Here is a 25,871-nt window from a genome sequence, read left to right as displayed (position 1 = left end):
TTGGCACGCGGGTGGCGGCCCGGCCCGGCCGCCACCCGCCGTCGGGTCAGGAGCTGTTGGCGTCGTAGAGCCGCTTCGCGGTGGTGCCGAACACCGAACCGTAGGCGGTCGCCCCGGAACCGGCCGTGTGGTTGGCCCACAGGTAGCCCAGGCCGGTCGGGGTGGTGTTGCCGGTCACGTACCCGCCGCCGCTGCTGCCGCCCTCGGTGTCGCAGGCCGTGGTGGTGCCGCCGCCGTCGGGGCGGGTCGGCTGGTGGCAGTAGGTCAGGTCGCGGCCGGTCCAGATCCGCGCCGCCGGGTACCCCCAGATCGTGGTGCGGCCGTTGACCGGGCCCGTGAACCGGATCCCGTTGGCGCCGACCACGTCCTGGAGATACCGGCCGCCGACCTGGGACACGACGACGACGGCGTGGTCGTTGCCGCTGGTGACCACCCGGCGGGCCGGCCACCGGCCGTAGGGGGCGTCGCCGGTGCCGGCGGAGTTGTAGGCGGGCACGAACAGCACATTGGTGGTACCGGACAGGCAGTGCGCCGCCGACCACACCAGGCTCCGGTTGGGCGCGGTGACCACGGACGCCGAGCACCAGCTGTTCCGGCCGCCGCTCTGGGTGTAGAACACCTTGCCGTGCACCCGGGTCCCGGCGTCGGTGTAGGGGCGCGGCGCGCGGGTCAGTTCGGCGAGCACGGCCGGTGCCGCGTCGGCCGGGGCCGTCCGGGTGGGAGCGTCGGACGCGGTGGCCGCGGCCATCCGCGAGGCGGTCCAGTAGTCGAGGACGTCACCGGTGGAGGTGCTGGCCGCCGCGCCGGACGTGACGCACAGCGCCGAGGTGAGGAGCACGGTGGCGACCGTACCGGCGCCCGTGAGCGAGCGCCGGAGGATGGAAGGAGACATGAGGGGTGCCTGCTTTCCCGAGAGAGGTTGTGCCTTTCCTCGCACAAGGTATGCGCCGGAGGGTCCTCGGGCGGCAGGGGCGCCGAGCCGTCAAGTCCTGTCAACAACCGGCCCGCTTCCGAGGGGCGTTACCATGCTGTCCATGGGTGCCCGTTCGTTCATGGTGTCGGCGAGGATTCCGATGCCGAGGTCCGGCTTCGACGCGTGGCTGCGGGCCACCCCGCCGGGCGTGGCCGTCATCGCCAACCCCGACGCGATGTGGGCCGGCTGGGCCAACGACGGCGAACCGGCCGACTGGGAGCTGACCGGGGCGCACCCGGAGGCGCGGGCGCACTACCGGGCCGAGTGGGCCAGGACCCCGCTCGACCGCCTCACCGCCCGGGCCGCCGCCGGCCAGACCCTGGCCCGCCACCACGACGGCGCGCTCGAGGTCTACCTGTACGACTACTACGGCGACGTCGCCGAGACCCAGGCCGACCTGCTGATGCTGGCCGGCGCGTCCGGATACATGGCCGGGGGAGTGGTCGCCCCGGTGCTGTACTGGGGCGGCATGGTCTACCCCGGCCTGCCGGTTCCGGGGGACCCGCCGTTGGCCGTGCTGCTGGTCGACGCGCACGGTGCCCGCTTCACCGACTCGTACCCGATGGCGGCCCTGGTCGAGGAACTGGGGCCGGTGGAGCGGGCCTACTTCGACGCGACCGTGGACGGCGACGGGGAGGAACCCGGCTGGGACCCGTCCGAGGTGCTGGACCCGGCACTGCGGACCCCGCGCCCCTGACGGCCGCCGGCTTCGGGCACCGTCGGGTCTCCTGCCGCCGCCCGCCGACTCGTGAGCGGGCTGGCCCGGTCCGCTTCACTCCCCGGCGAGCAGCCGCCGCACCAGGGCCGGCACGGCCTCCTCGATCGGCTCGCGGATCACCTCGGCGGCCAGCGCGTCGTACGGGGTCGGCTCCCCGTTCACGACGATCAGCCGGGCGCCGTCCTCCAACGCGATCAGCGGGAGAGCCGCCGCCGGGTACACCTGCAGGCTGCTGCCGATCGCGACGAACACGTCACACGCCCGTGCGATGGTCTCGGCCTGCCCGATCACCGTCGAGTCGAGCGGCTCGCCGAACATCACCGTGCAGGGCCGCAACACGCCCCCGCACGCCCGGCACGCCGGATCCTCCTCGCCGGCGGTGACCCGGTCGAGCGCCTCGGCCATCCCGCCGCGGACCCCGCACCCCGCGCACCGCACCTCGGCGGCGGTGCCGTGCAGTTCGAGCACCTTGTGCGCCGGCAGGCCCGAGCGCTGGTGCAGCCCGTCGACGTTCTGGGTGAGCACCCGGACCGGCAGCCCGCCGCGTTCCAGCTCGACGAGGGCGAGGTGTCCGGCGTTGGGCAGCGCGGCGTGCGCCCCGATGTCGAGCCGCATCCGCCAGGCCCGGCGCCGGACCTCCGGATCGGCCAGGTAGGGGCCGATCGTCACGAGCCGCTCCGCGGTCGGGTCCTGCCGCCAGACGCCCCGCGGGCCACGGTAGTCGGGGATGCCGGAGGCGGTGGAGATGCCGGCTCCGGTCATCACGGCGATCAGGGGGCGGGGGGTGGTCATGCCGACGAAGGTACGGCCGGTAGCCCGTCGCCGCCACCGGATACCCGTGCCGAGCCGCCCGTGGCCAGCCGCATCAGGTCCGAGCCGAGGTCGATGGACACCTCCGTGCCGCCCGCGCCGCCGAACTCGTGCTGGTAGGCGTGCCAGGACTCGTCGCGGACCGCCCGGGCGAAGCCGCTCTCCATCAGCAGGACCAGTTCGAACGCGGCCCGGTCGAGGCGCCGGCCGAGTTCGGGGGCGTTCCAGTCCTCCGGCGCCGCGAACACCGACGTCGGCACCGTCAGGGCCCGCAGGTAGGCGAACAGGGACCGGAGCTGCTCGTCGACGACCAGGGAGTGTCGGGCGGTGCCGGCGGTCGCGGCGACGATCACCGGCCTGGCGATGAGCAGGTCGCTGTCGAGGATCTGGAAGAAGGACGTCAGCAGGCCACTGGCGCCGGCGGCGTAGACCGGGGTGCTGACGACGATGCCGTCGGCGTCGGCGAGCGTGGCGACGGCCTGCCGCAGTTTCGGGCCCTGGATCCGCGAGACCAGGGCCGCGGTGACCTCGCTGGCCAGTTCCCGCAGGTCGACGACGGTGACGGCCGTGTCGTGGCCGCGCCGCCCGGCGAGGGCGGTGACCCGCTGGGAGATCCGGTCGGCGAGCATCCGGGTCGAGGACGGGTCGCTGGCTCCAGCGGAGACGACGGCCAGGCGGTACGAGGTCATTCCGGGTTCCTTAGGGCGAGTTTGCGGCACAGGGCTTCCAGCTGGCCGAGTTCGGCGGGGCTGAGCCTGCTGGTGACGGCGCGGGCGACGCTGCGGGCGTGCTGGCGGCCGATGTGGCGTTGGGTGTCCCGGCCGAGGGCGGTGAGGGACACCAGGACGACGCGGCCGTCCGACGGGTCGGGGGCGCGCTGGATGAGGCCCTGCTCGGCCAGCCGGTCCACGAGGCGGGACAGGGCCGGCTGGCTGAGCAGGACGTGCCGGTGCAGTTCGGTGACGCTGATCGGCTCCGGGCACTTGGACAGGGTGTACGCGACGTCGTACTCCCGCATGCTCAGCTCCTGCCAGGTCCGCTCGGCGGCGAACTCCTTCATGAGCGTGGCGTGCGCGGCCATCAGCGCCTCCCACGCGGTGTTGGCCAGCCGGGTCCCGCCGGCCATCAGGACGCCGAATCCTGGTACGGCGACGAGCCCGTCACGTTGTCGCCCCGGTTGGCGCGGGGGCGGTTCTGGCGCGGTTCCCCGTCGCCGTAGACCGCCCGGACCCGGTCGGCGTGCGTCGGCGCCTCGGCGACCCCGGGCGCGCGGCGGGCGGCGAGCTCCTTGCGCAGCACCGGCACGACCTCCTCGCCGAGCAGGTCCAGCTGGTTCAGCACGGTCTTCAGCGGCAGGCCGGCGTGGTCGAGCAGGAACAGCTGGCGCTGGTAGTCGCCGAAGTGCTCGCGGAAGGTCAGCGTCTTGTCGATGACCTCCTGCGGGCTGCCGACCGACAGCGGGGTCTGCGCCATGAAGTCCTCCATCGACGGGCCGTGCCCGTAGACCGGGGCCTCGTTGAAATAGGGCCGGAACTCGCGGATCGCGTCCTGGGACCTGCGGGCGATGAACGCGTGCCCGCCGAGGCCGACGATGGCCTGCTGCGGCGTGCCGTGCCCGTGGTGGGCGAAGCGCTGGCGGTAGAACTCGATCAGGCGGACGTAGTGCTCCTTCGGCCAGAAGATGTTGTTGGCGAAGAACCCGTTGCCGTAGTACGCGGCCTGCTCGGCGATCTCGGGCGTGCGGATCGAGCCGTGCCAGACGAACGGCGGCACCCCGTCGAGCGGGCGCGGCGTGGACGTGAAGCCCTGCAGCGGCGTGCGGTACTTCCCCTCCCAGTCGACGACGTCCTCGCGCCACAGCCGGTGCAGCAGGTTGTAGTTCTCCAGCGCCAGCGGCAGGCCCTCGCGGAGGTCCTGGCCGAACCACGGGTACACCGGTGCCGTGTTGCCCCGGCCGAGCATCAGGTCCATCCGGCCCTTCGCCAGGTGCTGGAGCATCGCGTACTCCTCGGCGAGCCGGACGGGGTCGTTCGTGGTGATCAGCGTCGTCGCCGTGGACAGGATGAGCTTCTCGGTGCTCGCCGCGATGTACGCCAGCAGCGTCGTCGGGGACGAGGAGAAGAACGGGGGATTGTGGTGCTCGCCGATCGCGAACACGTCCAGCCCGACCTCCTCGGTCTTCTTCGCGATCCGCACGACCGCGTCGATCCGCTCCGCCTCGCTCGGGGTGGAGCCCGAGACCGGGTCGCGGGTGATGTCGCTCACGGAGAACACGCCGAACTGCACTGTGTACCTGCTTCCCACGTGCCGGTGGCGCCGGCAGCTATATGCGTTTGCATACTCCTCAACACGGGGGCGCGGAGAATATTCCGGGTACCGGCCGGGCCGGGTCACCAGCCCACCTGAACTACCATCGTCTGCGCAGCCCAGGCACGTTCCGCCCGGGCTGGCGCACCATTCCACCGAGCACCGGGAGCAGAGCATGGGCTTCGACGACCTCGCCAAGAAGGCGACCGACTTCCTCAACACCGACCAGGGCGAGCAGGTCAGCGACAAGGCGCTCGACGGCGCGGCCGACCTGGCCAAGAAGCTCTCCGACGGCAAGTTCGGCGACCAGATCGACGGCGCCCGCAACGCCGCCGACGGCGCCATCGGCAACAACAGCTGAAGTACGCCCGCCGCGCCCGTCCGAGCACAGCCCGGGCGGGCGCGGTCGTGTCCCGGGGCTCCCGGGCCGCACCGGGCCCAGGCCGCGAGGCCTGCCTGGTCACCGCCCGGACCTCCGTGGCCACCGCCCGGACCTGCCGGATCACGGTCGGGGCGCCGGATACTGTGCCCTTGCGCTAAGTGTTGGTCCAGGGTAATACTTAGCCTCGTGGCACAGTATCTGGCGGAACTCGACGGCGTGTTCGTCGCCCTCGCCGACCCGACCCGGCGCGGGGTCATCCGGCGCCTCGGCCGCGGTCCGACGAGTGTCGGCGACCTCGCCCGCGAGTTCCCGATGACCCTTCCCTCCTTCATGAAGCACCTGCGGACCCTCGAGGCCAACGGCCTGATCCGCACGGCCAAGTCCGGCCGGGTGCGCACGTGCGTGCTGAACCGCGAACGCCTCGCGGTCCTCGACGACTGGCTCGCGGAGCAGCGCCGGGTCTGGGAGGAACGCACCGACCAGCTCGAGGATTTCCTCACCGACACCAGGGAGAACCGACCATGAACCCCGACCTGGACCTTGGCCTGGAGCGGATCATCCGCGCCCCGCGCACGGCCGTCTGGAACGCCTGGACCGACCCGGCGAGCTTCGCGCGGTGGTGGCTCCCGGCGCCGACCCTGTGCCGCGTCGACCGCCTGGAGGTCCGGCCCGGCGGCGGGCTCGTGACCCGGCTCAGCGAGGACGGGGTGGAGTTCCTCCCGCACCTCGACGCGTGCTTCCTCGTCGTGGAGGAGCTGGAGCGGATCGTGTTCACCAACGCGGTCGACGGCGCCTGGCGACCCGCGTCGCCGGCCCCGGTCGCCATGACCGCGGAGATCACCCTGAGCGATCATCCGGACGGTACGGACTACCGGGTCGTCGTCCGGCACGGCGACCCCGCCGCCCGGGCCCTGCACGAGAAGCTCGGCTTCGTGGACGGCTGGGGCTCGGTCACCGGACAACTCGCCCGGATCGCCGAGGGCCACGACGTGCGCTGACGAGCCCCCCGACCCACCACGGGGATCAGGTCCGGCCGGTGACCAGCCCGCCTCCTCGCGGGCGCCGGGGCACCGCGGCGATCAGGCGGGCGCGGGTCGCTGCGCGGTCCAGGTGGTCAGCGCGCGCCGCACGAGTTCGGCGTTTCCGGTGACCGGTGCGCCGTCGGGGTCCGTGGTGGTGTCCTCCAGGCCGATCCGGGTGGCCAGGCCGAGCCGGCCGGCGAGAGCGACCAGGGGCCAGGTGGCCTCGTCCTCGCCGTGCAGGAGGCGCGGCCCCGGCAGGTGGAGCGCGTCGAGTCGTTCGAGCACGGCGGTGGCCGCGTCCGGGGCGGCGTTCCGGGGCGTCGCGATGATCTCGACGAGGACGCGCAGGCACCGCCCGGCCAGCCCCGACCCGGCCAGGGCGTCGGCGTCGGCGGTCGACCACACCCCGGCCTCGACGGCGATGCCGAGGGACCACAGGGCCCGGGCCAGCGTGCCGAAGCCCGGTTCGCTGAGGTTGACCGACGCGAAGTCGGGCCGATGGGACGCGGGCAGGCGCGACCACCCGGCCACCGCGTCCAGGCGGGCCCCGGGGTCGTGTCCGGCGATCCACAGCCCGGTGGAGACCCCGACGGGTACGGCCGGGCAGGCCCGCCGTACCGCGTGGACCGCCGCACCGATGTCCGCGGCGGCCAGCGTCTCGGCGCCGTGCCCGTCACGGGGGTGCATGTGCACGGCCTCGGCACCCGCCGCGGTCGCGGAGAGCGCGGCGTCCGCCAACTGTGCCGGCGTGACCGGCACGGCCGGGTGCTCGGACACCTGCCGACCGCCGTTGAGACAGGCCTTGACCCGTTCGATCCGCATGCCCCATTTTCGCACCCCACCCGTGACCTGGCGGAGCGCCTGCGGGCGGCACTGGCGCGCGTGGCAACCCGAAGTGGCCGGCGAGGACGTTGACGCCGCGGGTGGCGAGGTGTGGGACCTGGGGCAGCGCCGCCGGGCGGGGGCGACGTCGGGAGGCAGCCCGGTCGGGATCGACGTCGGCACCCGGTTCGAGGAGAAGGCGGGGAAACGTCACCCGCCACTTCTAACGTATAACGCACCGGGGGGCTTGCGGCAAGGCCCGGGTCCTGCCGCAGAATCGTCGTCGGCCGGACACGGGACCGACCAGAAACTGGGGGTACGACGCCTTGTCGATGCACGGGGGACGCGCCGACCACGCACCGCTGACGGGCTCGGCCGCGCGGTTGCGAGTGCTCGACCAGGGGTGCGCGGCACCCGAACCGGCTGGGGAGAGCCGGCCAGCCGAGTACCCGTCGAAGCTCGGGGTTCTGGTTGTTCGATCTGCCCGACGGGGCATGACCACCGCGGGGGTGTCGCGATGAGCGGGCGTTATGTGGTGGACCTCCGGGACGTGGACGGGACGCGGGTCGCGGACGTCGGCGGCAAGGGCGCGCACCTGGGCGGGCTGTCGCGGATCGACGGTGTCCGGGTGCCGCCCGGGTTCTGCGTGACGACGGCGGCCTTCCAGCGGTTCATGGCGGGGGCGCCGTCGGTCGACGACCGCCTCGAACGGCTGTCGCGCCTGGACCCGGACGACCGGGAGGCGATCCGCACCCTCAGCGCGGAGATCCGCGAGACGCTCGAAGGGGTCGCGGTCCCGGAGGACGTGGCGGCGGAGGTCACCGGAGCACTCGCCGGCCAGGCCGCCGACGCCGAGGAAGCTGCCCGCGCGGGGCGGGCCGCCCACGCAGAGGAACCTCCCTCCGCCGAGCGGGCCGCCCCCGCCGGTCGGGCCGCCTACGCCGTGCGGTCCAGCGCGACCGCGGAGGACCTGCCGACGGCCTCCTTCGCCGGCCAGCAGGACACCTACCTGAACGTCGTCGGCCCGGCGGAGGTCCTGCGGCACCTCGGCCGGTGCTGGGCGTCGCTGTTCACCGAGCGGGCCGTGACGTACCGCCTGCGCAACGGCTTCGACCACCGGAAGGTCCACATGGCCGTGGTCGTGCAGCGGATGGTCCTCCCGGACGCGGCCGGCATCCTGTTCACGGCCGACCCCGTCACGGGCAACCGGAAGGTCGCCACCGTGGACGCCGGCTTCGGACTCGGCGAGGCCCTCGTCTCCGGCCTGGTGAACCCGGACGTGTTCCGGGTGCGCGACGGCGAGGTCGTCGCCCGGACGGTCGCCACCAAGCGGCTCGAGGTCCGGGCCCTGCCGGCGGGCGGGACGCGGGAGGTGGCGATCGACCCGGGGCGGCGGGACCGGCCGGCGCTGACGGACGCGCAGGCCGTGCGGCTGGTGCGGCTCGGGCGGCGGATCGAGGCGCACTTCGGCCGCCCGCAGGACATCGAGTGGTGCCTGGTCGACGACGCGTTCTGGATCGTGCAGAGCCGGCCGGTCACCACCCTGTTCCCCGTCCCGGAGATCGGCGACGGGGGGAACCACGTCTACGTCTCCGTCGGCCACCAGCAGATGATGACCGACCCGATGAAGCCCCTGGGCGTCTCCCTGTGGCAGCTGACGGCCATGGCGCCGATGCTCGAGGCCGGCGGGCGGCTGTTCGTGGACGCCACCCCGCACCTGGCCCCGGCCCGCCGCGCCGGCTTCCTGGACCTGGTCGGGCGGGGCGACCCGCTGATCAGGGACGCGCTGGAGACCGTCCTCGACCGCGCCGACTTCGTCCTGACCTTCCCCGACGCGGGTCCCGGGGGGCCGCCGGCGCGCGGGGCGGGTCCCGGGGAGCCGCCGGTGCGTGGCGCGGCTCCCGGCGGGCCGCCCGTGCGCGGCGCGGCCGCCCCGATCGAGACCGATCCGGCCCTCGTCACCGAGCTGATCGACCGCGGCCGGACGTCCCTCGCCGCCCTGCGGCGAGACATCGCGGACCTGACCGGACCGGCGCTGTTCGAGTTCCTGCTGGAGGCGTTCGCGGAGCACAGGCGGGTCCTCGGCGATCCGCTGAGCATGCGGGCGATCATGGCCGGCATGGAGGCCACCTGGTGGCTCAACGACCAGCTGGGGGAGTGGCTGGGCGAGCAGAACGCCGCCGACGCCCTCACGCTGTCCGCCCCGCACAACGTCACCTCCGAGATGGGACTGGCGCTGCTCGACGTCGCGGACGTGATCCGTCCGCACCCGGAGGTGGTGGCGTTCCTGCGCGGCGTCGACGACGAGGGCTTCCTGGACGAGCTGCCGAGACTCGCGGGCGGGACCGGGGCGCGGGACGCGATCCGGGCGTACCTCGACCGGTACGGGATGCGGTGCGTCGGCGAGATCGACATCACCAGGCCGCGGTGGAGCGAGCGCCCCAGCATGCTCGTGCCCGTGATCCTCGACAACGTCAGGCTCTTCGGGCCGGGCGAGGCCCACCGGCGCTTCGAGCAGGGCCGGCGGGAGGCGGAGCGGACGGCGCGGGAGGTGCTCGAACGGCTGCGGGCCCTGCCGGACGGCGAGCGCCGGGCCGAGGAGACCGGGCGGATGATCGAACGGGTCCGGACCTTCATCGGGTACCGGGAGTACCCGAAGTACAACATCGTCAGCCGGTACCTCGTCTACAAGCGGGCCCTGATGGCGGAGGCCGGGCGCCTCGTGCGGGCCGGCGTGCTCGCCGAGGAGGAGGACGTCTTCTACCTCACGTTCGGGGAGTTCCACGACGTCGCGCGCTCGCACCGGGTGGACGGCCAACTGATCGAGCGGCGCAGGGACGCGTTCCGGTCGTACGGGGCGCTCACGCCGCCCCGGGTGCTGACCTCGGACGGCGAGGCCGTCGCGGGTTCGTACCGGCGGGACGGCGTGCCCGCCGGCGCCCTGGTCGGACTACCGGTCTCCTCCGGGACCGTGGAAGGGCGCGCCCGCGTCATCCTGGACATGGCGCGGGCGGACCTCGAACCGGGCGACATCCTCGTCACGACCCACACGGACCCGAGCTGGACGCCCCTGTTCGTCGCCGTCGCGGGCCTGGTGACGGAGGTCGGGGGGTTGATGACCCACGGCGCGGTCATCGCCCGCGAGTACGGTCTGCCGGCCGTCGTGGGCGTGGAGCGGGCCACCCGGCTGATCCGGGACGGGCAGCGGATCCGGGTGCACGGCGGCGACGGGTACGTCGAGCTGCTGTCCTGAGCGGCCGCGCGCGGCGTCCTCAGCGGACCGCTCAGTCGGTGATCCGGGCGAGCCGGAGGACCAGCTGCCGCACCCCGTCGTCCGCCGGCCACGGAAAGAAGGGCACGTTGGCGCGCAGCACGACCTGGCCGTGCAGGGCCGTCCAGATCAGCACCGCGTCGGCGAACGGGTCGGTGCTGGCCGAGCGGCCGGCGGCCACGCACCGGGTCACGCCGTCGACGAGCAGGTCGAACCCGCCGAGGAACTCCGGGCCCGCGCCGTCGTCCTCCAGCTCCGCCTTCTGCCGGGCGAAGCCGAACAGCACCTGGTAGCGGGCGGGCTCCCGGGTGCCGTAGTCGACGTAGGCGGCGCAGCCGGCGACCAGCCGGTCCACCGGGTCAGCGGCCTCGTCGGCTTCGTCGGCTTCGTTGGTCGCGGTGCGCACCGCGTCGGCGAGCTGCGCCAGCGCCTCTTCGACCACCGCGGCGACGATCGCGTCGCGGTCGGCGAAGTGGGAGTAGATCGACGGGGCCGAGATGCCTACCTCGCGGGCCACCGAGCGCAGCGTCACGGCCTCGTCGGAGCCGGTCCGCACGATCAGTGCCGTCGCGGCGCTGAGGATCTCCCCGCGCAGCCGCCCGCCCTCCCCGCGCGGGTTGCGGTTCCGGGCGGCCGTCTCGGACTTCTTCACCGTCGTGACTTTACACCTGTTAGTCGAGCGGATAGCCTAACGGCTGTTAGTTAACGACCGTAAGGTTAGGAGCCCCCGATGTCGCCCGACCAGGAAACCGGACACCCCCGCCGTTGGCCCGCGCTGGCCGTACTCTGCGCCTCGCTGGTCATCACCACCATCGACAACACCGTGCTCAACACGGCCCTGCCCGCCCTCGCCCGGGCGTTGAGCGCCTCGACGGCCGACCTGCAGTGGATCAACAACTCCTACACCCTGGTATTCGCCTCGATGCTGATCGTGGCCGGCGGCCTCGGCGCCCGGTTCGGTCACCGCCGGGCCCTGATCGGCGGCCTCGTGGTCTTCGCCGCAGGCTCGGTGGCCGCGGCGACCGCGACCGGCACCGGCCAGCTCATCGGGTACCGCGCGGTGATGGGCCTCGGCGCCGCCCTCATCATGCCGGCGACCCTGTCGATGATCGTGGCGCTGTTCGGCCCCCGGGAACGCCCGAAGGCCATCGCGATCTGGTCGGCGACCGCCGGGATCGGCATCGTGATCGGCCCGGTCCTCGGCGGCGTGCTGCTCGAACACTTCTCCTGGAGCAGCGCGTTCTGGATCAACGTCCCGCTGGTCGGGCTGGCCCTCGTCGCGGCCCTCACCCTGATCCCCGCCCTGCCGGGCCACCGGGGCGGCCGGTTCGACGTACCGGGCCTGCTGCTGTCGGCCACCGGCCTGGCGGTGCTCGTCGACGCGATCGTGCACGGCCCCGAACGCGGCTGGCTCTCGGCCACCTCGCTCGCCGAGGCCGGCGCGGCGGCGGTGCTGCTGACCGCGTTCGCCCTCTGGGAACTGCGTGCCGCACACCCCATGGTGGACATCCGGGTCTTCGGCAACCCGGCCTTCAGCGTCGCGAGCCTCACCCTCGCCGTCACCTTCTTCGCGCTGTTCGGCGCGCTGTTCGTCTACACCCAGTACCTGCAGCTCGTGCACGGGTACAGCCCGCTGGAGGCCGGGCTCGGCGCGCTGCCGTTCGCCCTGTCCATGGCGGCCACGGCCGGGACCAGTGCCCTGGTGGCGGCGCGGCTGGGCGTCCGGTACACCATCGGCGCCGGGTTGGTGACGATGGCCGCGGGGCTGGGCGGGCTGGCGCTGATCACGGTGGGTACCCCGTTCTGGGTCCTGGCCCTCACCATGGGCGTCACCGGGGCCGGCATGGGCCTGATCATGGCCCCGGCCAGCGAGGCCACCATCGCGGCGCTGCCCCGGGACCGGGCACACACGGTCAGCTCGATCAACGGCGTGGTCCGCGAACTCGGCGGCGTCCTCGGCATCGCCGTCGTGGGCAGCGTCGTCTCCGCCGCCTACCGCAGCCGGCTCGCCGAGGACCTGCCTACAGCCCCCGCCCCGGCCATCGAGGACCTGACCGCCGCGCACGTCCTCGCCGGTCACCTGCCCCCGGCTTCCGCCGCCGAGCTGCTCACCGCCGCCGACCGCGCGTTCACCGCCGCGATGGGACAGGGTGCCCTGGTGTGCGCCGGCATCGCCCTGCTCGGCGCGCTCGCTACCCTGCGGTGGCTCGGTCGCCCGTCCCGCGCCGCCGTCGTCGAGCCCGCGCCCCGGGTGGAGCACCAGCCCGTGTCCTGACACCTTGCGGGACGCGGCGCCGGGTGTCGGCGAGTTCGGGGGCCGGAACGCGGGGTCCGGGGGATCCGGTGCGCGGGCACTGTCCACCCCGCCGGTGCGCGACCGGCCGGTAGTTCCCCGAGAAGGTCAGGTCGTAGGGGCGTGCGCGTCGCCGGCCCGCGATCCCGTCGGGCGCGGGCCGACCGTGAGCGGCCGGAGGGCGTCCCGGAGCCGGTCGCGGAGCCACCGCGAGGAGGGGTCGTCGTGGACCCGACGGTGCCAGCGCAGTTCCACGTCGGCGGTCGGCAGGTCGAGGGGCACCTCGTGGTACCGGAGGGGAACGCCCCGCTCGACCAGGTGCGCGGCGATCACCCGCGGCACGAGGCAGATGACGTCGTCCTCAAGGGCCATCAGCGCCCCCACGGCGTAGGAGGGCACGACCGCGGCGACGTGCCGGGACCGCCCGGTCCGTTCCAGGGCGTCGTCGAGCGGGCCCCGGGCGAGGCCGCGGCGCGAGGCGGAGACGTGCGGATGGCGGCACAGGTCGTCGAGGGTGAGGCCCGGCGACCGGCCCAGCTCCGAATCGGCGGCGACGACGGCGACGAAGCGGTCGGTGAACAACGTCGCGGTGTGCACGTCGGGCGGCGGCGGGTTCCCGACCGCGACGTCCAGGTCGATCGAGCCGTCGCGCAGCGGGTCGGGTTCCTCCGAGTCCTGGCCGAGGAACCGCAGCCGGACCCCGGGTGCCTCGCCCGCGATCCGGCGGGTGAGGCGCGGGGCGATGACGGGGACGAGCGCGTCGTTGAGGCGGATGGTGAACGTGCGCCGCCAGGACCCCGGGTCGCTGTCGGCGGGGTCGGTGCGCAGGCGGTCCGCGGCGTCGAGCAGCGCCTTGACCGTGACGGCCGAGCGCAGGGCGAACGGGGTGGGGACCAGGCCGCGGCCCGCCCGTACCAGGATGGGGTCGTTCATCGCGCGCCGCAGGCGGCTCAGCGCCCGGCTGGTCGCCGGCGCGGACAGGTGCAGGCGCACGGCGGCCTTCGCGACGCTGCCGGTGTCCATCAGCGCGTCGAACACGCGCAGCAGGTTGAGATCCAGATCCGCCGGCACCGGTACCCCCATTCGTGCGTTTGACGCACTTACTCGCTACCAACAGTGCACTGGGCATTATGCCGGAGCGGTTCGATACTGGTTCCCAGGAGCCCCCGATCGACCGCGGGGCACGCAGTCCACCACCACGTCAGGAGTCCGGCAATGCCCAGAATCGTGCGTCCGACCGCCTACGGCACGCCCGACGTGCTCGCCGTGACCGAGGTGCCGACCCCGCGCGCGGCCGCCGACGGCGTGGTCGTGGAGGTCCGCGCCGCCGGGGTCAACCCGATCGACTGGAAGCTCTACAGCGGGGCCTTCCACACGGTGGCCGACGACCACCGGGACGCCGCCGGGACCGCCGCCCCGATGCCCTCGCTCGGCCTGGAGTGCGCGGGCGTCGTCACCGAGGTCGGCCCGGACGTGACCGGCGTGCGGACCGGCGACGAGGTCATCGTGTACCCCGTGACGGCCGCCTACGCCGACTACGTCACCGCCCCGGCCACCTCGGTGCTCGCCAAGCCCGCCGGTCTCGGGTGGGCCGAGGCCGGGTCGCTGATCCTGACCGGCACCACCGCCGTCCACGCGCTGCACGCCACCCGGGTGGGCGCCGGTGACACCGTGCTCGTCCACGGCGGGTCCGGCGGGGTCGGCCTGATGGCCGTGCAACTGGCCGCCGCGGCGGGGGCGACGGTGATCGCCACCGCCGCCGAACGCAACCACGCACTGCTGCGCGAGCTCGGCGCCGTCCCCGTCGCCTACGGGCCCGGGCTGGCCGACCGGGTGCGCGCCGCCGCACCCGGGGGCGTCAGCGCGGCGGTCGACTTCGCCGGTACCGACGAGGCGCTCGACGTCTCCCTCGACCTGGTGGCCGACCGCACCCGGATCGCGTCGATCACCGGGTCCTCGCCGCTCCGCGCCACGGCCGGCATCAGGCTGCTCGGCTACGGCCCCGGGGAGGACGCGGGCGCCGAGCTCCGGGACGCGGCCAGGGGTGAGCTCGTCGACCGCGCCGGGTCCGGGGCGCTGCGGGTCGTCGTCGACACCACGTTTCCGCTGGCGGAGGCCGCGAAGGCGCACGAGGTCGGCCTCGCCGGGCACGCCCCCGGCAAGCTCGTGCTCATCCCCTGACCGGCGCGCCGCCCCTCGTTCCCGCAGCGGCGACACCGTTCCGCGGCTCCGGATCGGCACGTCGCGGCGCGGGTCGGAGGGCACCCGTGCCGGCGCCGGCCGTCCGCTGTCGCAGGGGGAGCGGCCGCTGGGTATGTCCGGAGTCGCAGTCGAAGCCACCGCCGAACTCGGTGGGCCGGCATCCCCGGGAACTGCGATGCCGGGCGGGAGCGCCCGCCTAGCCGACCGGTGACGGCGTCCCGGCGACCGGCACGGGAGAACCGTCGGGTGTCCTCGGGGGCTCGGTCGGCTCCGGCCCCGCGGAGGGCTCGCCGGTGGGCGGCTGCGCGGTCGGGGACGCCGACGGCCCGGCACTCGCCGACGGCTCCGCCGAGGGCGCGGCCGTCGGACTCGGGACGGCCGACGGCGACGGGCCGACGCCGGCAGACCGGGCGGGGGAGGGCACGGATCCTGTCCCGCCGCTCACCACCGGCACCGGCGCCGGCGCACCGGACGGCGCCACGGACACCGGCGTCACGGGCGGGGCGCCCCCGGTCGGCCCACCGTCCCCGGACACCGCCACCAGCAGCGCACCCACCGCCACCAGGGCCGCGATCCCACCCCCGACGAGTACGGCGCCGCGCCGCCGCCCGCCCTCGACCCGGGTGGCCCCGGACAGTGCCGCGGTGGCCTCCGTTCCGATGGCGAGCAGCGCGGACCGGACCTCCCCGGCGGTCGCCGGGCGCGCGGCCGGGTCCTTGGCCAGCAGCCCCGCGACGAGGTCCTCCAGGGCGGCCGGCACCCCGGGCACGGCCGCCGACAGCGGGGGCGGGACCGTCGTGACGTGCTGGTGCACCACCCCCAGCGGGGTGTCGGCCGTGAACGGCGGGCCCCCGCTGACCATCGCGTAGAGGACCGCGCCCAGCGCGTACAGGTCCGTCAGGCCGTCGACCTGCCGGCCGGTGGCCTGCTCGGGCGCGAGGTAGTCGCTGCTGCCGATGATCATGCCGGCGGCGGTCAGGGCTTCCTCGGTGACGTCGGTCTGCCGGAGGCGGGCGATCCCGAAGTCGCAGATCTTCGCCACGCCGGTCGGGGTGAGCAGGATGTTGGCGGGTTTGATGTCGCGGTGCACCACCCCGGCGGCGTGGGCCGCGGCCAGCCCTTCGCACAGTTGGACGGCGATCCGCACGGCCTCGGGGACGGACAGCGGCCCGTCGGCCAGCCGGGTGGCGAGGCTGTCGCCGTCGACGAGTTCCAGCACCAGGTACGGAACCCCGGCCTCGCTGCCCGTGTCCCAGACCCCGACGATGTTCGGGTGCGACAGCGAGGCCACGGTGCGGGCCTCGCGCTCGAAGCGCTTCAGCGTCGTCGGCCCGAAGACGTCGGCCTTGTCGAGGATCTTCACGGCGACGGACCGCCCGAGCCGCAGATCCGTCGCGCGGCACACGCAGGCCATGGCGCCCCGGCCGAGCTCTTCCTCGACACGGTAGCGACCGCCCAGCAGCGCGGGGTTCATGTCATAAGGATGCCCCGCCGAGGACCGGGAGAAACCCCCAGCCCCGGATGGGTACCGGCACGGCGGTCTCCTCCGACACCCCGGCCACCCCCCAACCTCCGGATCGGGACGGGTACCGGCAGCCGGGGCCCGGGTCGGCCGCCCCGACACCCGGTCGCGCGACCACGGGTGGCGCCGGGGATGCCGCCGATTAACGATACGGTACGTCGTGTAGCGTAAAACCATGGTGAGAGACGACGGCCAACCCCCGCCCGCCCGCGGCTCCGGGCCCCCGGCACGCGGGCGCCCCCGGGACGGCCGGGTCGACGAGGCCATCGCCGCCGCCACCCGCGAGCTGCTGGTGGAGGTCGGCTACCCGGGCACCTCGTTGGAGCTGGTGGCCCGCCGCGCGGGGGTGGCCCGGACCTCCATCTACCGGCGCTGGCCCAGCAAGGCCCACCTCGTCTACGAGACGGTCTTCACCGACGTCGGCCCGCGGACGATCCCGGACACCGGCGACGTGGCGGCCGACCTCCGCACCCTGGTGCGCGCCATGATCGCCGAGTTCGGCACCCCGGCCGCGGTCGCCGCCGCCGCCGGGGTGCTGGCGGACTTCGGCGCCGACGAGGGGTTCCGCACCCTCGTCCGGGAACAGTTCCTGGCGCCGGTCAAACAGGCCGTGGAGCTGGTGCTGCGCACCGCCGTCGCGCGCGGGGAACTGGGGGACGCCGTCGCGGTCGACACGATCAGCGGGGCCCTCGGCGGCGCCGTGTTCTTCCGCTGCGTCGTCCTGGGCGAACCCGCCGACCCCGACACCGCCGAGGACCTGGTGCGTCTGGTCCTCGACGGCGCCCGCTCCCCGAGGCCGCGACCGCCCCGCGAGTAGTCACCCACCCCACCGGAGGAACTCCATGCCCGTCGCCGTCGCCCCGACCCGCCGCTGGCCGCTGTGGGTGGCCGCCGCCCTCGCCGCCGCCGTCACCGCCCTCCACGTGTTCGGGGGCACCCCCGAGTTCGTCGACCCGCTGCTCGCCTCCGGCCTCGACGCCCCGACCAGGCAGCTGTTCCGCGTGCTGTGGCACGTGTGCACCCTGGTCCTCGCGTCCCTGCCCGTGGCCCTGCTCTGGGCGGCCCGCGCCGACCGGACCCTCGCCCGCCCGGTACTCCTCTACACCTGGTTCCTCGCGGCCACCTTCACCGTGGTGTTCCTCACCGTGAACCTGGCCGCCTTCGGCCCGGCGGTGTTCACCCTGCCCCAGTGGACGCTGTTCGTCCCGCTGCTGGTCCTGATCCCCCTGGCCCGGCTCCGGCCCCGGGCCTGAGCCACGGGGGAGCGGGCGGCCCGCTCGTCGTCCACCGGCCGCTGACGGCGGCGGGGGCCGGGGCCGGCCTCCGATGAGGAAGGTCACGCGCACCCGCCGGGGTGGCGCCGCGTCCGTATCCTCTGCGGGATGACGCAGCCCTTCCCCACCGCCCCGCACCAGCTCGCCCCGAGTCCCGGCCCCGGCCCCCGGCCCGCCTGGCTGCTGATCGGGCCGACGATCGCCGCGTCGCTGGGCGCGTTCCTGGCCCTCGTGACCGTCGGGCCGGAGTGGACCGCGATCCAGCGCGGCCTGGCCCTGGCGAACTCGATGCTCGCCCTGGTGCTGGTCGCCTACCTGCTGCCGGCGATCCTGGCCGTCGCGGTCGGCGCCCTGGTCGGCTGGCGGTGGCCGACCTCCGTCGCGGTGCCCGCGAGCGTGCTCCTCATGCTCGGGGCGCTGCTGACCGCCTTCGCCCCCGACAGCGTCCTGCTGCTCGTCGGCCGCGCGGTGACCGGGCTCGGGGCCGGGCTGGCCTGGGGCGTCACGGGCGCGCTGGTCGCGCGGATGGCGCGACGCGGGGTGCCGGCGGCCGTCGTCGCGGGCGCGGTGCTGGTGGCGCTGGTGCTCGGGCCGGTGGTCGGGGCGGTCACGGAGCAGTTGGCGAGCTGGCGGTTGCCTTTCATGCTGGCCCTGCCGGTCGGGATCGTGGCGCTGCTGATCGCCGCGGTGGGCGGGATCGTCCTGCTGACGGGCCGCGCGTCCCGGCCGACCCCGCCGCAGGCCGGACCGTTGGTCTGAACCGGCGTCCGACACCCTCGACCAGGGCCCGACCGGCCACAGCCGGGGCATGAGCGGCACGGGATCCGGCCGTCGCGGTTCACCGTGCCCGGAGCCCGCCCACGATCCCCGCCACGGTCAGGGCCAGCGCGCACTCCACGGCCACCCCGGTCAGCGTGGCGGCCCGCCACCGGCCCGGATCCCCGCCGGTCCCGACGATCGCGAACAGCACCGACCCGAGAACCGACGCGCCCAGGGCCAGGCCGATCTGCAACGCGGTGGACAGCACCCCGCCCGCCAGTCCGGCCCGCTCGGCGGGCAACCCGGCCAGGACCAACCCGATGAGGGGTACGAGCAGAGCCGCCCACCCCGCCCCGGCCACGGCCAACGGCAGCGCCGCCCCGGGCACGGTCACCCGGTCCGACAGCGCGACGACCGCCCCGAAACCGGCGAGCCCCACCGCGAAGGTCACGGCGCCGCCGACGAGCAGCCGGGTGCCGTACCGGGCGACCAGCCGGCCGGTGCACACCGCAACCCCGAGGAACGCCAGGGTGCACGGGCCCATGGTCAACCCGGCCTCGACGGGGGTGAACCCGTGGCCGACCTGCAGGGTGATCGCCGTGGTGAACAGGAAACCGCCGATACACGTCGCGAACAGCGTGATCGCCACCAGGGCCCGGCGGGCGGCCGGCAGGCGCAGCAACGAGGGCGGCAGGAGCGGCGTACCCCCCGAGGCCTCTGATCTGTGTTGGGAGACGACGAACGCGATCCCGACCGGGGCGGCGGCGGCCAGGCACAGCCACGTCCAGAGTGGCCAGCCGTCGGCCCGGCCCAGGGTCGCCGGCACCAGGACGAGCGCGATGGCGACCGCCAGGAACACCGAGCCGCGCACGTCGACCCGGGGCGACGAGTCCGACCGGGTCTCGGGCACCAGCCGCCGGCAGAGCAGCAGGGCGAGGACGCCGACCGGGGCGTTGACCAGGAACAACGGCCGCCAGGACAGCCCGGCCACGTCGGCGGACAGCAGCCAGCCGCCGAACACCTGACCGACCGCGCCCGCCGCGCCGATCACGGCCCCGAACACGCCGAGCGCGCGTTGCCGTTCCCCGCCGGAGAAGCCCGCCTGGATCGCCGCCAGGACCTGCGGGAACATCAGAGCCGCCGCCAGACCCTGCGCCACCCGGAACCCGATCAGCGCGGCCGTGGACGGCGCGAGGCCGCAGCCGGTGGACATCAGGGTGAAGGCCAGCATCCCGACCATGAACAGCCGCCGCCGGCCGAACCGGTCCCCGAGCCGGCCGCCCGCGACGAGCGTGCAGGCGTACGCGACGCCGTAGCCGGACACCGTGAGCTCCAGCTCCGCCGGTCCGGCGTGCAGGGTGCCGCCGATGCTGGGCAGGGCCACGTTGACGATGAAGGCGTCCAGCACCGGCAGGAACGCGCCGGTCAGCAGGACGGGAAGGGCCCGCCACGGGGCGGGACGGGTCGCGGACGGACCCGGTAGGACACTCGTGTTCGCCATGATCGGGACTCTGCTGCCCGGCGTCACCTGGTACCAAGTGCGTGCGGATGCTGGTACTGACAGAACCTGGCACGCCGGTCCGCGCCGGGGCAGGATGGCCGGGTGAACGCGGAACAGGCGGCGAAACGCCGGCGGTACCTGGGGGACTTCATCCGGTCCAGGCGGGAACGGACGACCCCCGAGATGGTGGGCATGCCCCCCGGCCTGCGCCGCCGTACCCCGGGGCTGCGCCGCGAGGAGCTGGCGCTGCTGGCCGGGGTGGGCATCACCTGGTACACGTGGCTGGAGCAGGGCCGGCCGATCAACGTGTCCGCCCAGGTGCTCCGGGCGGTGGTCCGGGTGCTGGGCATGGACGCGACGGAACGCGCGCACGTGTTCACCCTCGCCGAGGTGCCCGACCCCGACCTGGTCGAGGCGGAGGCCCCGCGGGTCAGCGCGGCGGTGCGCATGATGCTCGACCAGTTCGACCCGTTCCCGGCCGTGGTGATCGGGCCCCGGTGGGAGTTCCTCGCCGGCAACCGGGCGCACCTCGGCCTGTACGGCGACTACCGCGCCATGCCGCCCAGGTACCGCAACACGCTCTGGATGGTGTTCACCGACCCGGAGTGGCGCCGGCTGCTGCGGGACTGGCCGGACCGGGCCCGCCTGATCGTCGCCAAGGCCCGCGCCGACAGCGCCGCCCAGATCGGCGACCCCGCCTGGGCCCGGCTGCTGGCGGACCTGCGGGAGCACTCGCCCGAGTTCCGCGAGCTGTGGGAACGCAACGAGGTGGCGCCGATGGACCCGACCGTGAAGGAGTACCGGCACCCGCAGGCCGGCCGGTTGCGGTGCGAGGCCAGTCACCTGTGGCTGTCGGACCAGCACACCGTGCGGATGACCGTGCACCTGCCGTTGGACGAGGAGACCCGGGCCGGCTTCGAGGTCCTGGCGTCGATCGTGCCCCGGGTCCTGCCCCAGCCGCCTCCGGCCGCGCCCAGGGCGATGGCGGGCTGACCCCGGCGCCGACGCCGGTCTAGGCGAGCGCGGCCGCCAGGTGCGCGGCGGTGGCGGCCACGAGGGCGTTGTCCGGCTGGGCCGCGGCGTCGGCGTGCGTGGTGAGGACGGCGAGCGCGATCGGGGTACCGGTCGGCGTCCAGACGACGCCCGCGTCGTTGCGGGTGCCGTACCCGCCGGACCCGGTCTTGTCGGCGAGGACCCAGTCGGCGGGCAGCCCGGCGCGGAAGGTGTCGCGGTTGGTGGTGTTCTGCCGCAGCCAGGTGCCCACCAGGGCCCGGCCCTCGCGGTCGAGGGCGCTGCCCAGCAGGAGCCGCCGGTAGGTGTCGGCGATGGCGCGGGGGCTGGTGGTGTCCTCCCGCCGCCAGGGCTCGGCGGAGTTGAGTTCGGACTCCCAGCGGTCCAGCCGGGTCACCGGGTCGTCGAGCGTGCGGCACAGCCTGGTCACCGCGGCCGGTCCGCCGACCTCGGCCAGCAGGAGGTTGGCGGCCGTGTTGTCGCTGTGGCTGAGGGCGGCCCCGCACAGCTCGCCGATCGTCATGCCCCGGGCGAGGTGCTCGGGGGTGGAGGTGACGGGGGAGTACCCGGCCCGGTCGACGTCGGCCCGGGTGTAGTGGACGGTGCGTGTCAGTGCCCGCTCACCGGAGCCGAAGGCGCGCAGCACCGCCGCGGCGGCGAGGGTCTTGAACACCGAGCACATCGGGAACACCTCGTCGGCCCGGTAGGCGGCGGTCACCCCGGTCCGCAGGTTGTGTCCGTAGGCGCCGATCCGGGCGTCGTGTTCGCGCTCCAGCTGTCGGAGCCGGCCCCGCAGGCCGTCCGTCGCGGACGGGCTGGCGACGGCGGTCCCGGTCGTCCCGAGTGCGCCGATCGCCGCGGCGGCGCCGGTGGTCAGAAACGTGCGGCGAGTGGACATGCTGCTCCCTCGGTATGTGCGGACCCCGACACATCCGCCATACGTGACGTTACAGACCTCGCGGCGGGCGCTGGAGGCGCGTCAGACCCGCGTCGTGGTGGCGCTGGCACCGCCGGGGTCGTCGCGTCAGACGGCCTCGGCGACGACCACCGACTTGGCGCCCCCGAGGTCCCGGTGGTCCACGAACCGCCACCCGGTGCCGGCCAGCCACCCGCGGGCCTCGGCGACGCTGTACACGTCGCCGTCGGTGATGTTGACCGCGTACTCGCCGGCCATCAGCGCGGCGATCACCGGCTCGGTGTGCGTCGGGTCCGTCCAGATGTCGGCGAGCAGCAGCAGCGCGCCCCGGCCGACCGCGCGGCGCACGTTGCCCAGCAGCAGCTGGTTGTCCACCGGCGAGAAGCAGTGCACCACGTTCGCGAGCAGGGCGCAGTCGTGGCCGGTGGGCAGGTCGGCCGTCCGGATGTCCCCGGCGACGACCCCGATCCGCCCGGCCAGCCCGTGCTCGGCGATCCGCCGCCGGGCGAGGTCGACCACCTGCGGCAGCTCGACCACCGTCGCGGTCAGCCGTGGGTGGGCCCGCGCCACACTGATCGACCACGAGCCGGTGCCGCCGCCGACGTCGAGCAGCCGGTGCCGGCCGGCGAGGTCCACGCCCGCGGCGAGCGCGTCGGCCGGGCCGGCGTTGAGGGCCTCGACGCCCTCGGAGAAGACCTTCTGGCGGGCGGGGTCCAGGTCGGTGATCTGGGTGGTGGGGCCGTGCCGGAGCGCCCGCGCGAGGTCCGTCCACGCCGGGTAGCTCATCCGGTCGGAGAACCGGAGAAAGGGACGAAGATCGGAAGAGCCGGTTCCCGCCAGGTACGCGGCCGCCGCGGCGCTGTTGCGGTACGTGTCCCCGGTGCGGTCGAGCAGCCCGAGCGCGACCATGGCGTCCGCGACGATCCGGGCCGCCCGCCGGGTGAGGTCGGTGCGCGCGGCGAGCACCTCGATCGGGGCGGGCGCGTCGGCGAGCGCCTCGAACACGCCGAGGTCGCTGGCCGCCATCAGGAACTTCGCGGCCCGGAACCCGCTGACCAGTTCCAGGATCCGTGCCGGGGAGACGGCCTGCGCGTCAGACCCGGTCGCAGTGTCCGGCCCGGGCGGCCCGTCGGGTCCGGCCCGATGGTTGTCCACTGTCGTCATCGTGCGTCCTCCGCCTCTGTCCGGCCGTCCGCGCCCACCGATCGCTCCGAACGGGCGTGTCCGCCGCCGCCCCACCGATCGCACGGAACCGCCGACGTCTCACCGGCGGGGCGGATGTCGCCGGTCAACGGCTGGTGCGCAGCAGTTCCGCGACCCGCTCGCCGATCATGATCGTGGTCAGGTTGAGGTTCGCCCGCGCCATGCTGGGCATCACCGAGGCGTCGGCCACGAACAGCCCCTCGACCCCGAGTACCGCGCACCGCTGGTCGACCACGGCCAGCGGATCGTCGGCGGTACCCATCCGCGCCGTCCCGATCGGGTTGTACGCCGAGTCCACCGTGGACGTCACATAGTCGCGGACGGCGTCCGGGGAGTCGAGGACCTTGTCGTCGAGGATCACCACCCGCTCGGCCAGGTCCCGGATCGCCGGGGTCTGCGCCAGCTCCCAGCCGACCCGCAACCCGTCCGCGAACAGCCGGTGGTCGTACTCCGTCGTCAGGAAGTTCAGGTCGATGTGCGGCGCGACCCTCGGGTCCGGGGAGTCCAGGGTCACCCGGCCCCGGGAGCTGGGTTCGCGGGCCACGACCAGCACGCAGAACACCCGGTCGGCCCCCGCGGCCTCCCGCAGGTGCGGGAACTGCACGGACAGGTCGAAGTGGTTGACCATCGCGTAGTACATGTCGTTGTCGCGCCGGGAGCTCGTACCCGCCGTGCGCAGCACGATCTGCCCGACCGACGCGCCGAAGTTCTCGGCTCCCGGCTTGGGCACCATGAAGACCCCGGTCCGGGCCTGGTCGCTCAGCCCCGCGCCGACCCCCGGCCGGTCGAGCCGCACGTCGATCCCGAGCCGCCGCAGGTCCTCGCGCGGCCCGATCCCGGACCGCAGCAGGATCGCGGGCGTGCACACCGCCCCGGCCGCGAGGACCACCCGGCGCGCCCGCAGCTCCTGGGTGGTAGCCCCCGTCAGCACCTCGACGCCACGCACGACCCCGTCGTCGAGGAGTACCCGGCTCACCGCCGTGCCGGCCAGGATCGTGAGGTTCTCCCGCGACCGCGCCTCCGCCAGGTACGCCGTCGCCGTCGACACCCGGCCGTGGGTGTCCCACCGGTTCGACGGTGCCGGCCCCACCCCGGTGGACGTCGGATGGTTGTGGTCGTCGACCTGGGGGAACCCGGCCGCCAGACACCCGTCGTAGAAGGCGCGCTGCGCGGTGGTCAGCTCCTCCGACCGCCACCGCCGGATCGGTACCGGGCCGTCCTTGCCGTGGTACTCGCCGCCGAAGTCCAGGTCGTTCTCCAGCGCCAGGTAGTGCGGCAGCACCTTGTCCCAGGACCACTCGGTGTGCCCGGCGGCGGCCCAGCTGTCGAAGTCGTCGGGGATACCCCGGATCGCGATCGTGTTCCCGACGGAGGACGCGCCCCCGGCCACCTTGCCCTGGAAGTACCGCGTCCGGCGGTCCGGCAGCATGTCGGCGGTGAAGCGCCAGTCGTGCTCCACCAGGGACATCTGGTTGCCGTCCAGCAGGTCCCCGGGCGTCTCGGCCGGGGTCGGGTAGTCCGGCCCCGCCTCGATCAGCGCGACCCGCACCGCCGGATCGGAACTCAACCGCGCCGCCAGGGGGATCCCCGCGCTGCCGGCGCCGACGATGATGTAGTCGTAGATGTCCAGCGTGCTCATGAACGTCCTCCGGTCGTGGTGGACTCGCTGTGCTGCCAACGTGCCGGCGACACAGCGGAGCGTACCGACGTCTGCGGGACGGAACTTCTTCCAGATTGCTCTCGCGGCGGGGCGGAGGGGCCACGGCACCCCGGCATCCGAGCGGCCGGGCACTCCGGCTCCCGGGCGGCCCGGCGGCCGGGGCTAGCCGGTCACGGCCGCCGGGGAGTTCGCCCCGGAGACCACCAGCCGCGGCTGCCCGCTCCCGTCGGCGGCCACCGCCCACACGTCGTTGCCGCCGTCGGGGCGCTGGACGGCGTACCCGACCGTGGCGCCGTCCAGCCAGGCCGGCTGGTCGTCCACGCTGCGGGTCTCGGCCAGCGTGGTGACCGCGCCGTCGGCGAGCCGGAGCACGGCCAGTCGCCAGCCCTTCCTCGGGTCCCCGTCGACGGCGGACTTGAACGCGATCCGGGTACCGTCCGCCGACAGCGACGGGCACTCCACGTTGTCGGCGACGGTGCGCAGGGTCCGGCCGGCGAAGTCGCCCTCGACGAGGTAGCGGTGCCCGCCGGTCGCCATCGTGGCGTGGAACCGGTTGTCGTCGGCCCCGAAGGTGACCCCCCAGACGTTGATGTCCGCCGCCCGGTGGGGCCGGCCGTCGACCGTGACCGCGAACTCCTCCAGGTTGTCGGCGAGCGCGCCGGTGCGGGTGTCGAGGATCCCGGCCCGGGTGGCGAACCCGAGGGTGGCGTAGGAGTGCCCGCTGACGAACAGCGTCCAGCCGACCATCCGGCCGGAGGCGGAGACCCGGACCCGGTTGGGGAAGCCGGCCAGCGGCACCGACCGTTGTTCGCGCAGGTCGGGGTCGAGGACCACGAGGCTGGTGGTGGCGAGCGCGTCGACCGGCCGCAGGCAGGCGATGGTGTCGGCCGCCCGGTAGGCCCGGTCGCACAGTTGGGACGTGACGGTGCGCGGCCCGTCCGGGCGCAGGGCGTCCACCATGGACAGTGCGCCGTTGCTGAGGACCTGGAGCCGGGGACCGGCCGCGCGCAGCGACTCCGCCCGGGTGGCGTCCGGCGCGCCCGGGGTGGCCTGGCCCGCCCGGACGTGCAGGGTGTAGCCGACGGCCACGGCGACCAGAACCAGGGCGCAGAGCACGGCGATGGGGGTACGGTGGCGCACTGCTTCCTCCAGGGTGGGGGTCGACCCGGCGCGGCCTCGGCCGGGAGCGGGGGACCGCGCCCGGTGTCGACTCGGGCGGGGGCCG

25 protein-coding genes are annotated in these 25,871 nt (G+C 74.5%); 11 read left to right on the top strand and 14 right to left on the bottom strand.

The features are described 5' to 3' along the window. Positions 1 to 46: 46 nt before the first annotated feature. On the bottom strand, positions 47 to 892 hold the full coding sequence (locus PT931_RS26850; protein ID WP_456248485.1) for a trypsin-like serine peptidase: 846 nt from the start codon (positions 890 to 892) through the stop codon (positions 47 to 49). Positions 893 to 1,034: 142 nt separating this feature from the next. Here PT931_RS26850 and PT931_RS26845 point away from each other — a divergent pair, with 142 nt between their 5' ends. After that, entirely contained in the window at positions 1,035 to 1,670 is a 636-nt protein-coding gene (locus PT931_RS26845) for a hypothetical protein (RefSeq protein WP_456248484.1), read from the top strand. Between the two features lie 75 nt (positions 1,671 to 1,745). On the opposite strand, the gene PT931_RS26840 is transcribed toward PT931_RS26845, so the two are convergent. From PT931_RS26840 to PT931_RS26825, 4 genes are read right to left on the bottom strand one after another with little or no spacing between them, the layout of a single operon-like run. Then, complete coding sequence (locus PT931_RS26840) at positions 1,746 to 2,483, bottom strand: SIR2 family NAD-dependent protein deacylase (RefSeq protein WP_456248483.1); 738 nt, start codon at positions 2,481 to 2,483, stop codon at positions 1,746 to 1,748. Beyond that, positions 2,480 to 3,190: a CE1759 family FMN reductase gene (locus tag PT931_RS26835; RefSeq protein WP_456248482.1), complete on the bottom strand. Its 711-nt coding sequence runs from the start codon at positions 3,188 to 3,190 to the stop codon at positions 2,480 to 2,482. Before PT931_RS26835 ends, PT931_RS26840 begins: the two co-directional genes overlap by 4 nt. Continuing rightward, on the bottom strand, positions 3,187 to 3,627 hold the full coding sequence (locus PT931_RS26830; protein WP_456248481.1) for a MarR family winged helix-turn-helix transcriptional regulator: 441 nt from the start codon (positions 3,625 to 3,627) through the stop codon (positions 3,187 to 3,189). The genes PT931_RS26835 and PT931_RS26830 overlap by 4 nt, the downstream gene beginning before the upstream one ends. Further along, positions 3,627 to 4,787 carry an LLM class flavin-dependent oxidoreductase gene (locus tag PT931_RS26825; protein ID WP_456248480.1) on the bottom strand — a complete coding sequence of 387 codons (1,161 nt, stop codon included), beginning with the start codon at positions 4,785 to 4,787 and terminating at the stop codon, positions 3,627 to 3,629. The genes PT931_RS26830 and PT931_RS26825 overlap by 1 nt, the downstream gene beginning before the upstream one ends. Positions 4,788 to 4,983: 196 nt before the next feature. On the opposite strand from PT931_RS26825, the gene PT931_RS26820 reads away from it, so the two are divergent. The 3 genes from PT931_RS26820 (at position 4,984) to PT931_RS26810 (ending at position 6,188) form a co-directional block, all read left to right on the top strand. After that, the gene (locus PT931_RS26820) at positions 4,984 to 5,169 is read left to right on the top strand and encodes an antitoxin (RefSeq protein WP_456248479.1); all 186 of its coding nucleotides are present in this window, start codon (positions 4,984 to 4,986) and stop codon (positions 5,167 to 5,169) included. Positions 5,170 to 5,376: 207 nt separating this feature from the next. Continuing rightward, entirely contained in the window at positions 5,377 to 5,715 is a 339-nt protein-coding gene (locus PT931_RS26815; RefSeq protein ID WP_456248478.1) for an ArsR/SmtB family transcription factor, read from the top strand. Then, positions 5,712 to 6,188, top strand: coding sequence for an SRPBCC domain-containing protein (locus tag PT931_RS26810; protein ID WP_456248477.1), 477 nt, complete (start codon positions 5,712 to 5,714; stop codon positions 6,186 to 6,188). Before PT931_RS26815 ends, PT931_RS26810 begins: the two co-directional genes overlap by 4 nt. Positions 6,189 to 6,269: 81 nt before the next feature. Here the strand turns inward: PT931_RS26810 and PT931_RS26805 are convergent, their stop codons facing one another. Then, a complete protein-coding gene (locus tag PT931_RS26805) occupies positions 6,270 to 7,034 on the bottom strand; it encodes a 3-keto-5-aminohexanoate cleavage protein (protein ID WP_456248476.1) in 765 nt (254 codons plus the stop codon). Between the two features lie 517 nt (positions 7,035 to 7,551). Between PT931_RS26805 and rph the strand changes: the two genes are divergently transcribed. Beyond that, positions 7,552 to 10,287: a rifamycin-inactivating phosphotransferase gene (gene rph / locus PT931_RS26800; protein WP_456248475.1), complete on the top strand. Its 2,736-nt coding sequence runs from the start codon at positions 7,552 to 7,554 to the stop codon at positions 10,285 to 10,287. A gap of 31 nt (positions 10,288 to 10,318) precedes the next feature. Here the strand turns inward: rph and PT931_RS26795 are convergent, their stop codons facing one another. After that, entirely contained in the window at positions 10,319 to 10,957 is a 639-nt protein-coding gene (locus PT931_RS26795; RefSeq protein WP_456248474.1) for a TetR/AcrR family transcriptional regulator, read from the bottom strand. Positions 10,958 to 11,035: 78 nt separating this feature from the next. On the opposite strand from PT931_RS26795, the gene PT931_RS26790 reads away from it, so the two are divergent. After that, positions 11,036 to 12,580, top strand: coding sequence for an MFS transporter (locus PT931_RS26790; protein WP_456248473.1), 1,545 nt, complete (start codon positions 11,036 to 11,038; stop codon positions 12,578 to 12,580). Positions 12,581 to 12,706: 126 nt separating this feature from the next. On the opposite strand, the gene PT931_RS26785 is transcribed toward PT931_RS26790, so the two are convergent. Continuing rightward, positions 12,707 to 13,669, bottom strand: a complete 963-nt coding sequence (locus PT931_RS26785) for a LysR family transcriptional regulator (RefSeq protein WP_456248472.1) — start codon at positions 13,667 to 13,669, stop codon at positions 12,707 to 12,709. A gap of 144 nt (positions 13,670 to 13,813) precedes the next feature. Here PT931_RS26785 and PT931_RS26780 point away from each other — a divergent pair, with 144 nt between their 5' ends. Beyond that, a complete protein-coding gene (locus PT931_RS26780; protein WP_456248471.1) occupies positions 13,814 to 14,779 on the top strand; it encodes an NADP-dependent oxidoreductase in 966 nt (321 codons plus the stop codon). A 217-nt stretch (positions 14,780 to 14,996) separates the two neighbouring features. Here PT931_RS26780 and PT931_RS26775 read toward each other — a convergent pair whose 3' ends face one another. Beyond that, positions 14,997 to 16,274, bottom strand: a complete 1,278-nt coding sequence (locus tag PT931_RS26775) for a protein kinase domain-containing protein (protein ID WP_456248470.1) — start codon at positions 16,272 to 16,274, stop codon at positions 14,997 to 14,999. Between the two features lie 223 nt (positions 16,275 to 16,497). On the opposite strand from PT931_RS26775, the gene PT931_RS26770 reads away from it, so the two are divergent. The 3 genes from PT931_RS26770 to PT931_RS26760 all read left to right on the top strand — a co-directional run bounded on the left by PT931_RS26770 (position 16,498) and on the right by PT931_RS26760 (position 18,355). Next, the gene (locus PT931_RS26770) at positions 16,498 to 17,139 is read left to right on the top strand and encodes a TetR/AcrR family transcriptional regulator (protein ID WP_456248469.1); all 642 of its coding nucleotides are present in this window, start codon (positions 16,498 to 16,500) and stop codon (positions 17,137 to 17,139) included. A 25-nt stretch (positions 17,140 to 17,164) separates the two neighbouring features. Next, a complete protein-coding gene (locus tag PT931_RS26765) occupies positions 17,165 to 17,575 on the top strand; it encodes a hypothetical protein (RefSeq protein WP_456248468.1) in 411 nt (136 codons plus the stop codon). A 129-nt stretch (positions 17,576 to 17,704) separates the two neighbouring features. Further along, entirely contained in the window at positions 17,705 to 18,355 is a 651-nt protein-coding gene (locus PT931_RS26760; RefSeq protein WP_456248467.1) for an MFS transporter, read from the top strand. A 79-nt stretch (positions 18,356 to 18,434) separates the two neighbouring features. Here PT931_RS26760 and PT931_RS26755 read toward each other — a convergent pair whose 3' ends face one another. Continuing rightward, positions 18,435 to 19,856 (bottom strand): MFS transporter, encoded by a 1,422-nt coding sequence (locus PT931_RS26755; protein ID WP_456248466.1) that lies wholly within the window; start codon positions 19,854 to 19,856, stop codon positions 18,435 to 18,437. Between the two features lie 102 nt (positions 19,857 to 19,958). Between PT931_RS26755 and PT931_RS26750 the strand changes: the two genes are divergently transcribed. Continuing rightward, the gene (locus tag PT931_RS26750) at positions 19,959 to 20,849 is read left to right on the top strand and encodes a helix-turn-helix transcriptional regulator (protein ID WP_456248465.1); all 891 of its coding nucleotides are present in this window, start codon (positions 19,959 to 19,961) and stop codon (positions 20,847 to 20,849) included. A gap of 19 nt (positions 20,850 to 20,868) precedes the next feature. Here PT931_RS26750 and bla read toward each other — a convergent pair whose 3' ends face one another. From bla to PT931_RS26730, 4 genes are all read right to left on the bottom strand, one after another. Further along, positions 20,869 to 21,765 (bottom strand): class A beta-lactamase, encoded by an 897-nt coding sequence (gene bla, locus PT931_RS26745; protein ID WP_456248464.1) that lies wholly within the window; start codon positions 21,763 to 21,765, stop codon positions 20,869 to 20,871. A gap of 126 nt (positions 21,766 to 21,891) precedes the next feature. After that, the gene (locus PT931_RS26740; RefSeq protein WP_456248463.1) at positions 21,892 to 22,947 is read right to left on the bottom strand and encodes a methyltransferase; all 1,056 of its coding nucleotides are present in this window, start codon (positions 22,945 to 22,947) and stop codon (positions 21,892 to 21,894) included. Between the two features lie 124 nt (positions 22,948 to 23,071). Further along, positions 23,072 to 24,625, bottom strand: coding sequence for a GMC family oxidoreductase (locus PT931_RS26735; protein ID WP_456248462.1), 1,554 nt, complete (start codon positions 24,623 to 24,625; stop codon positions 23,072 to 23,074). A gap of 183 nt (positions 24,626 to 24,808) precedes the next feature. Next, a complete protein-coding gene (locus tag PT931_RS26730; protein ID WP_456248461.1) occupies positions 24,809 to 25,786 on the bottom strand; it encodes a TolB family protein in 978 nt (325 codons plus the stop codon). Positions 25,787 to 25,871 lie beyond the last annotated feature (85 nt).

The organism is Longispora urticae (assembly GCF_053902585.1).
The sequence above is the reverse complement of the archived record's forward strand: the minus strand, read 5'-3'. Positions and strand labels throughout refer to the sequence as shown.

Coding starts and splice junctions, on each gene's coding strand:
- PT931_RS26850 (WP_456248485.1), bottom strand. CDS start 892: ATGTCTCCTTCCATCCTCCGGCGCTCGCTCACGGGCGCCGGTACGGTC.
- PT931_RS26845 (WP_456248484.1), top strand. CDS start 1,035: ATGGGTGCCCGTTCGTTCATGGTGTCGGCGAGGATTCCGATGCCGAGG.
- PT931_RS26840 (WP_456248483.1), bottom strand. CDS start 2,483: ATGACCACCCCCCGCCCCCTGATCGCCGTGATGACCGGAGCCGGCATC.
- PT931_RS26835 (WP_456248482.1), bottom strand. CDS start 3,190: ATGACCTCGTACCGCCTGGCCGTCGTCTCCGCTGGAGCCAGCGACCCG.
- PT931_RS26830 (WP_456248481.1), bottom strand. CDS start 3,627: ATGGCCGGCGGGACCCGGCTGGCCAACACCGCGTGGGAGGCGCTGATG.
- PT931_RS26820 (WP_456248479.1), top strand. CDS start 4,984: ATGGGCTTCGACGACCTCGCCAAGAAGGCGACCGACTTCCTCAACACC.
- PT931_RS26810 (WP_456248477.1), top strand. CDS start 5,712: ATGAACCCCGACCTGGACCTTGGCCTGGAGCGGATCATCCGCGCCCCG.
- PT931_RS26805 (WP_456248476.1), bottom strand. CDS start 7,034: ATGCGGATCGAACGGGTCAAGGCCTGTCTCAACGGCGGTCGGCAGGTG.
- rph (WP_456248475.1), top strand. CDS start 7,552: ATGAGCGGGCGTTATGTGGTGGACCTCCGGGACGTGGACGGGACGCGG.
- PT931_RS26790 (WP_456248473.1), top strand. CDS start 11,036: ATGTCGCCCGACCAGGAAACCGGACACCCCCGCCGTTGGCCCGCGCTG.
- PT931_RS26780 (WP_456248471.1), top strand. CDS start 13,814: ATGCCCAGAATCGTGCGTCCGACCGCCTACGGCACGCCCGACGTGCTC.
- PT931_RS26775 (WP_456248470.1), bottom strand. CDS start 16,274: ATGAACCCCGCGCTGCTGGGCGGTCGCTACCGTGTCGAGGAAGAGCTC.
- PT931_RS26770 (WP_456248469.1), top strand. CDS start 16,498: ATGGTGAGAGACGACGGCCAACCCCCGCCCGCCCGCGGCTCCGGGCCC.
- PT931_RS26765 (WP_456248468.1), top strand. CDS start 17,165: ATGCCCGTCGCCGTCGCCCCGACCCGCCGCTGGCCGCTGTGGGTGGCC.
- PT931_RS26760 (WP_456248467.1), top strand. CDS start 17,705: ATGACGCAGCCCTTCCCCACCGCCCCGCACCAGCTCGCCCCGAGTCCC.
- PT931_RS26755 (WP_456248466.1), bottom strand. CDS start 19,856: ATGGCGAACACGAGTGTCCTACCGGGTCCGTCCGCGACCCGTCCCGCC.
- bla (WP_456248464.1), bottom strand. CDS start 21,765: ATGTCCACTCGCCGCACGTTTCTGACCACCGGCGCCGCCGCGGCGATC.
- PT931_RS26740 (WP_456248463.1), bottom strand. CDS start 22,947: ATGACGACAGTGGACAACCATCGGGCCGGACCCGACGGGCCGCCCGGG.
- PT931_RS26735 (WP_456248462.1), bottom strand. CDS start 24,625: ATGAGCACGCTGGACATCTACGACTACATCATCGTCGGCGCCGGCAGC.